5 protein-coding genes and 1 tRNA gene are annotated in these 7,815 nt (G+C 36.2%); 2 read left to right on the top strand and 4 right to left on the bottom strand.

The genetic code is table 11. From position 1 onward, the window contains the following. Positions 1-48: 48 nt before the first annotated feature. Together KO527_RS09295 and orn are read right to left on the bottom strand one after the other, a co-directional pair. Positions 49-124 (bottom strand) — tRNA-Gly (locus KO527_RS09295). A 183-nt stretch (positions 125-307) separates the two neighbouring features. Further along, entirely contained in the window at positions 308-853 is a 546-nt protein-coding gene (gene orn / locus KO527_RS09290) for an oligoribonuclease (protein WP_216040025.1), read from the bottom strand. A 121-nt stretch (positions 854-974) separates the two neighbouring features. On the opposite strand from orn, the gene rsgA reads away from it, so the two are divergent. Together rsgA and asd are read left to right on the top strand one after the other, a co-directional pair. After that, on the top strand, positions 975-2,042 hold the full coding sequence (rsgA, locus tag KO527_RS09285) for a small ribosomal subunit biogenesis GTPase RsgA (RefSeq protein ID WP_216040024.1): 1,068 nt from the start codon (positions 975-977) through the stop codon (positions 2,040-2,042). A gap of 22 nt (positions 2,043-2,064) precedes the next feature. Beyond that, entirely contained in the window at positions 2,065-2,931 is an 867-nt protein-coding gene (gene asd / locus KO527_RS09280; protein WP_216040023.1) for an archaetidylserine decarboxylase, read from the top strand. Between the two features lie 56 nt (positions 2,932-2,987). Here the strand turns inward: asd and KO527_RS09275 are convergent, their stop codons facing one another. Both KO527_RS09275 and KO527_RS09270 read right to left on the bottom strand, forming a co-directional pair. Next, positions 2,988-5,678, bottom strand: a complete 2,691-nt coding sequence (locus KO527_RS09275; RefSeq protein ID WP_216040022.1) for a PKD domain-containing protein — start codon at positions 5,676-5,678, stop codon at positions 2,988-2,990. Positions 5,679-5,832: 154 nt separating this feature from the next. After that, entirely contained in the window at positions 5,833-7,629 is a 1,797-nt protein-coding gene (locus KO527_RS09270) for an acyl-CoA dehydrogenase C-terminal domain-containing protein (RefSeq protein ID WP_216040021.1), read from the bottom strand. Positions 7,630-7,815: the final 186 nt, after the last annotated feature.

Below are 7,815 nucleotides of genomic sequence, written 5' to 3'. Positions count from 1 at the left end.
GCATCACATAATTCATTTTATACAGTTGAATAAAACTGTTTGTAAATTTGGAGCGGTACACGAGGCTCGAACTCGTGACCTCGACCTTGGCAAGGTCGCGCTCTACCAGCTGAGCTAGTACCGCATCACATTTAGAACATATTTTAAGAGCTTGCACGACTTTGTCGCAAATAACTCTTTAGCAGCTGAACTAATACCGCATCACATCTTACATGCCATGTTAAGAAAACGCCCCGTAGGTTGTTGTCCTAAGCGGGGCGAGATATTACTCGAACTAATTTTATTTGCAAGTTTTTTGTTTAAAAAATTACAAATTAAAAAATTCTGTACGATAAATCTTCAATTCCATTATGGATTCACGAATATCTTCTAAGGCTAAGTGTTCACCTTTTTTCTTTACCTTGTTCAAAACTTCAGGTTTCCATCGTCGAGCAAGCTCTTTTATTGTGCTTACATCTAAATTTCGATAATGGAAAAAATCTTCAAGCGTAGGCATGTAAACATTCATAAAACGTCTATCTTGGCCTATTGAATTACCACACATTGGAGAAGCGCCCTTAGGTACCCACTTTTCTAAAAAAGCTTGGGTTTGATCTATTGCATCTTGCTCTGAGTACTTGCTTGCTTTACATCGATCAGTTAAACCAGACTTACCATGCTGGTTTACACACCAAGGATCCATGTTATCAAGCAACTCATTACTTTGGTGAATTGCAATTACTGGGCCTTCAGCCAATATATTTAGCTCACCATCTGTTACAATAGTGGCAATTTCCAATATTTTGTCTGTACGTGGCTCTAAACCTGTCATTTCAAGGTCAAGCCAGATTAAATTAGATTCATGAAAAGACATAAATTACCTTAGCGGTGCTTTCCTTTCGATTTTAAGCAATTAGTTATATCATAATACGCTTCTGGTATGGATTAAACGATTTTTTTTAAAGCAATCCAATTTATTAAGTTATAGGCTAAATGTGACAAAACGAAAGAAATTGAGTAAAGGTCAGTCAAGACGCATAAAAGAAAACCATCAAAAGCGTTTAAAAACGGCTAATACTGCAACAGAAAATACTGAAAATAAATCTCAGACCCAGTGGCAAACTGATAATTTAGGTGCCATAGAGTCGGCTATTGTGATCAGTCGTTTTGGTCAACATGCTGACATTGAAACCACCGACAAAGAAATTTTGAGATGTAATATTCGTCGTACAGTTAGTAATATAGTGTGTGGCGATAATGTTTATTTTCGTCGTGCGAAGGTAAGTCAAGGTGACCTAGCTGGCGTCATTGAAACTGTAGATGAGAGAACAAGCCAATTAACACGTCCTGATTTTTATGATGGCGTAAAAGTTGTTGCAGCTAATGTAGATCAAATATTAATGGTTTCGGCTGTATTGCCTGAATTCACACCTAGCATCATAGATCGATACTTAGTTGCTTGTGAAGATCTGGGTATAAAACCAATATTAATTTTAAATAAAGTTGATTTACTTGATGATGATACTTTATCTGAGGTACAAAGCGTATTAGATATTTATCGTGGTATTGGGTATCAAGTCTATTTAGTTAGTAATAAAACTGGCGAAGGTATAGATGGCATAAAATCTTTGTTAGTTGATAAAAATAGTATTTTTGTTGGTCAAAGTGGTGTTGGTAAGTCAACTTTAGTTAATACTTTATTACCTGACTCAAATATTTTAACTAAAGTCGTTTCTGAAAATAGTGGTTTAGGCCAACATACAACAACAGTATCGCGTTTACATCACTTACCATCTGGCGGTAATTTAATTGATTCTCCAGGGATCCGTGAATTTGGTTTATGGCACTTAGAGCCTGATCGTGTTACTTGGTGTTTTAAAGAGTTTAGAGAATATTTAGGTGGTTGTAAGTTTAGAGACTGTAAACACTTAAAAGATCCAGGTTGTTTAATACAAGAAGCGTTAGCTGAAGGTAAAATCTCACAGTTGAGATTTGATAATTACCACCGAATATTAGAATCTATGCAAGAAGGGCGTGCAGGCGCTCGTGCACCGAGAGTATAAAATAATAATTAGGAATACGTTTGTGAGTTTAGATAAATTTAAAATTGCAATGCAGTATGCAATGCCAAAACACTTAGTATCACGCGCTGTAGGCAAGTTAGCTGAAGCGGAAGCAGGTGCATTAACAACAACATTAATTAAAGCTTTTATCAAACAATATCAAATCGATATGACAGAAGCCCAATATGAAGAAGCGAGTCATTATAAAAGCTTTAATGAGTTCTTCACGCGTCCTTTAAAAGATGGTTTACGTCCAATTGCGATGGAAGAAAATATTATTGCCCATCCTGTAGATGGAAAAATTAGTCAGCTAGGTGATATTCAAGATGATCGTTTGATCCAAGCTAAAGGTCATGACTTTAGTTTGCAAACATTACTTGGTGGTGAAGAGCAAACAGCAGCACCTTTTCAGGGTGGTAAATTTGCAACTATCTATTTAGCACCTAAAGATTATCATCGTATTCATATGCCAGTAGACGGCACTTTAAAGCAAATGATATACGTACCAGGTGATTTGTTTTCAGTAAACCCACTTACGGCACAAAACGTACCTAATCTATTTGCAAGAAATGAACGTGTAGTTGCTATTTTTGATACTGAAATTGGCCCACTTGCTATGGTTTTAGTAGGTGCAACAATTGTAGCAAGCATAGAAACCATTTGGTCAGGTACAGTGACTCCGCCTGCAGGTAAAAAAGTATTTAGCTGGGATTACCCAACTGAAGGCGATAATAAAATCAGCTTGAAAAAAGGTGATGAAATGGGGCGCTTTAAACTTGGCTCTACCGTTATTTTAGCTTGGCCACAGCAAGCAGCTGATTTCTTAGAAGGTCAAATCCCAGGGACAGTTACAAGGATGGGTCAACCATTTGCTAAGATTAAACAGTAAGTTACCAAATAAGTAACTTAAAAAATGGGGTAAGTCCTACCCCATTTTTTATACATCTAACTTCTAACTTTCCTAATACCCAGTAAAACTAATAATAAATAAAACAGAGAACCACCAGAGCTTGGTTTTTCTTCGGGCTCAGGAATGATTGTTTCTGATATTATTACTTCTTCATTGATAATGGATGTTTGATTATGTTCATCTGTTACCCTTAATGTTACAGGATAATTTCCAGCATTTTCATAGCTATGCTCAACGATAATCAAATTTGAATTAGTTGAGTCTCCAAAATCCCAAGAATATGTTAATGCTTCGCTATCTAAATCGGTAGTCGTCGATGCGTCAAACTGACAGGTTTTTTCAGAGCAACTAGTCGTAATGATTGCAGTTGGTTTTAAGTATTCGGTTATTTCAAAATCAACAGACTTTTCAGTTGTTAATCCCATTGAATTTGTAACACTAAAGTTTACTTTATAATTCCCCAGTGTCGGCAAAATAAAGCTCGCTTCTTGATTTGAGCTACTTCTTCCATCTTCTAGTTGCCATAAATAACTCATACCACTTTCAGTGGCTGAAAATGTACATTTAGCACCTTTACAGTTTATGTTTAAGTCGCCAGTTGGTTTATTTAATTGTATTGTTACCTCTTTAGTTACAACTGATATTTGATTATGTTCATCTGTTACCGTTAGTGTGACTAAAAAATTACCTTCATTTTCATAGTTATGCTCAGGTTTAATTAAATCTGAACTAGTTGAATCGCCAAAATCCCATGAATATATTAGTGCTTCACTATCTAGATCTGTAGTTGTTGAGGCGTCAAACTGACATATGTTGTCAGTACAATTATCAGTAAATGTGACGTTTGGTTTTAAGTATTCAATTATTTCAAAATTCACAGACTTTTCTGTTGTTAATCCTATTGAATTTGTAACACTAAAGTTTACTGTATAGTTCCCAAGCGTGGGAAAAATAAAGCTAGCTTCTTGATTTGAGCTGCTTCTTCCATCTTCTAGTTGCCACAAATAACTCATATCACTTTCATTTGCTGTAAAAGTACATTTAGCACCTTTACAATCTATTTTAGTGTCGCCAGTCGGTTTTATTAATTTCAGAGTTTTAGCTGTTACAGGACCTAGGCTAGCATCGTCATCTTGAGCGCGAAAATATAAGGTTATTTGATCATTGTGTACCATGTTTTTATCTATGCGAGCAGTAAAAGTTTCTCTGCTACTATCTGTATCACCATCCTTAACTTCTGCTTGTGAAATATTTTCTTCATTAGGATAGTCACCTACGCTATAAAAAACGCTTTTAATATTATGTGTTGGCTCCATGTCACTTTCTGAAGAGGGAATTTTATTATCTATGTTGCCTTTAACAGCCTTGCTAGACCCGCCAGATGAACTAAACCTTTCGTCAGTTGCTAAAACATCAACTTCTATATAACTATCAGTTACATTTGTAATTTTAATGGATTCTATATCAGGGCCAGAAGTCATTAGATAAGGTGCTTCAACGACTTTTGCCGCATAAAGCAATGCTTTAAGATTATCTGGTTTAATTTTATTTTCATAGGTATCGCATTGTTGAAAAAAAGCAGTGCCTAGCTCAAATGTAATGTGTGCTATGCCTAGTTCGCCATAAGCTAAATTATCTGAAGTGCCATCTGTAGGGTATAAACCGACAGACTGCATGGGGTCGTAACCATTGAAAAAAGCGAGCTTGCGTCCTAGCGCTTTTAGGCCTTTGCTATTTGGTGCTAGCGTTTCACTATGTCCAAAAGGCCACAAAATTAACTCACTATAACTATGTATGTCTAAATAGAGCCCTTTAGTATCGACCGGAGCTGCATCGGTATCTTTATCGCCTCGTACATCCGGATATATAGAGCGAATATAAGTTTCAAGTGCAGATACTTCAGGTTCAGAGCCTGGTGCAATACCACGAAAAGTTTGATTACATTCATTACCACTAGAGCCTCCTTCAACTGTATTCCAACCGAATGAAAAATTTCTATTTAAATCAACACCAACAGTACCAAAATCGCAGTGGTTTTCATTAACATTCTTTCTCTGGGATACACCTGTTTCGGCAATTTTTCTGCCATCTGGGTTTGTTTGCAGCAAAATGTGAATTTGATGACGATTCAGTATCCAATTGATATCAGGGTCTGTTTCAAAGTTATTTAATAACGTTTTAGCAAAATCGAGAGTCAGTGCTGCTGTGGCATACTCTCTGGCATGCATAGCGCTTTGTATGAAAAGTATTGGTGGGTCTACTAATTCTTTGTTACCAATTTTTAAAACTTTTAGATCGTAGCCATTACCACCATTTTGTTTTTGCCAAGAATCACCTATATCTATCCATTGGGCATAGTTTGGATATTGGTTTATAAGTTTATCCGCTTCTGAGAATGTTTCTTCTACGGTTGCATAACAGCTAAAACCAGGGATCCCTGAAGTTTGATTATTATTTAGAGTGAGTTTTTTTATATCATTGAGTTTATTTTGCCACTGTTGCGCTGCTGGAGTAAGTTGTATACCTTTATTTTCTAACAAAGAAACTTCATGTTCACTAAGTTCTAATAATAAACCATTTTTTTCAGTGGCAAGTAATGCATGATGGAAGCTTATTTTAGTTTTTATTTCATGTTGTTTATCTTTAAATTCAGCAAGGTAAACAGATGGGGAGTTATTCGCCAAAGCGACCGTTGAGGCTAAAATTAAACTGCTTAAAAATGCCATTATATTTCCTTATTAATAAGAACTAACTAGTAACTTAATTCTTTAAGGAAATAATGTCTATGGGCTATGTAAACAGTTGTGAATTTTAAGAAGGGGTCTTAGAGGTTTGATAGGCGGTTTGAAACTTAACCGCCCATAAACTATTAAATTTAATTTAGAAAATAAAATCTTCACTATCTAATGCCATAAGCGAATCAGCACCGTTTAATATACACGCAACATGTCCTTTAGCTCTAGGTAACATGCGTTGGAAGTAAAACTGTGCTGTTTTAATTTTAGCTTGATAAAATTTAGCATCTTTTGAACTATCAGCTAGTTTTTGTTGTGCTGTTTTTGCCATGCGCGCCCAAAAATAAGCTAAAGTAACATAGCCTGAAAACATTAAATAATCGACAGATGCTGCGCCAATTTCATCTGGATTAGTCATCGCTTTTTCGCCGATTGTTTGGGTTAATCTTTGCCATTGCTCTAGGCTTTTTAAGATTGGATTTATGAATTCAGCCATGTGTTCGTCAGCTGCATTTTCTTTGCAAAATGGTAAAACTTCAGCAGCAAATGCTTCTAGTAGTTTACCTTTTGAACCTAGTACTTTACGTGCTAATAAATCGAGTGCTTGAATACCTGTTGTGCCTTCATATAAACAGCTAATCTTAGTATCGCGCATGATTTGCTCCATGCCCCATTCTTTAATGAAACCATGACCACCATAAACTTGTACACCATGACTCGCACACTCCATGCCCATTTCAGTTAAGAACGCTTTTGCGATTGGCGTTAATAAAGCAAGTTTGTCATTTGCACGAGCTTTTACTGTTTGATCTTTTTCTGCATGGGTCGCATCAACTAATTGGCCTAAATAGCCAATTAAAGCGCGACCGCCTTCAGCAATAGACTTTTGAGTTAGTAGCATACGACGTACATCTGGGTGAACAATAATAGGATCTGCATTACCATCAGGATTTTTAGCGCCTGATAATGAACGCATTTGCAGTCTGTCTTTTGCATAAGCAACTGAGCCTTGGAATGCAAGTTCAGCAGCGGCAACACCTTCCATTGCAACACCTAAGCGAGCAGAATTCATGAAAGTGAACATACAGTTTAAACCGCGATTTTCTTCACCGATTAAATAGCCTTTAGCGTTATCAAAATTAATAACACAGGTCGCGTTCGCATTGATCCCCATTTTATGCTCTATAGAGCCACAGGCAACTTGGTTACGATCTTGTTTTTGACCGTCATCACTTACGTTAAATTTAGGTACGATAAATAATGAAATACCTTTTACGCCTTTTGGTGCATTAGGCGTACGTGCTAAAACAATGTGCACTATGTTGTCAGATAAATCATGTTCACCTGCTGAAATAAAAATTTTAGAACCTGATAGTGCATAACTACCATCTTTATTTGGTTCTGCTTTTGTGCGTAACATGCCTAAATCTGTACCACAATGGGCTTCAGTTAAACACATAGTACCTGTCCATTCACCAGACACTAAATTAGGCATAAACATCTGTTTTTGTAGCTCTGAACCATGATCTTCTAAAGTCGCAATTGCACCATGGCTTAAGCCCGGGTACATCGCAAAGCTATGATTTGCTGTTGACATCATTTCTGCCACAGCATTATTAAGTGAATGAGGTAACCCTTGACCGCCAAAGTTTATATCTTGTGATAATGTCGGCCAACCACCTTCAACGTACTGGCTATAAGCATCTTTAAAACCGTCAGGTGTGGTTACTTCACCTTCATTCCATGTACAGCCTTGTTGATCGCCAATTTGATTTAATGGTGCTATCACTTGCTCTGTAAATTTACTTGCCTCAACTAAAATCGCATCAATCATATCTGGAGTGGCATCTTCATAACCGAGTTTTTCATAATGGGCTTCGCAATTTAATAATTCTTGCATTACAAATTTAGTATCACGAAGTGGTGCTTTATATTCCGGCATTTTGCTATCTCCAAATAAAATGTTATTAATTTAGTATTATAATTTACTGGTCGGATGAGTTTATTGTATTTGATTAAAGCATGAACACAATCAAAATAAAAGCGTTTAATGTCATCTAAAAAGCATAACTTTGATCTTAATTACCTTTGGAAATGCACTAACTTGATATTATTTTTTAAATTTTTT

The organism is Pseudoalteromonas sp. C2R02, assembly GCF_018860845.1.
Classification (GTDB): domain Bacteria; phylum Pseudomonadota; class Gammaproteobacteria; order Enterobacterales; family Alteromonadaceae; genus Pseudoalteromonas.
This window is presented reverse-complemented; position numbering and strand designations above follow the sequence as displayed.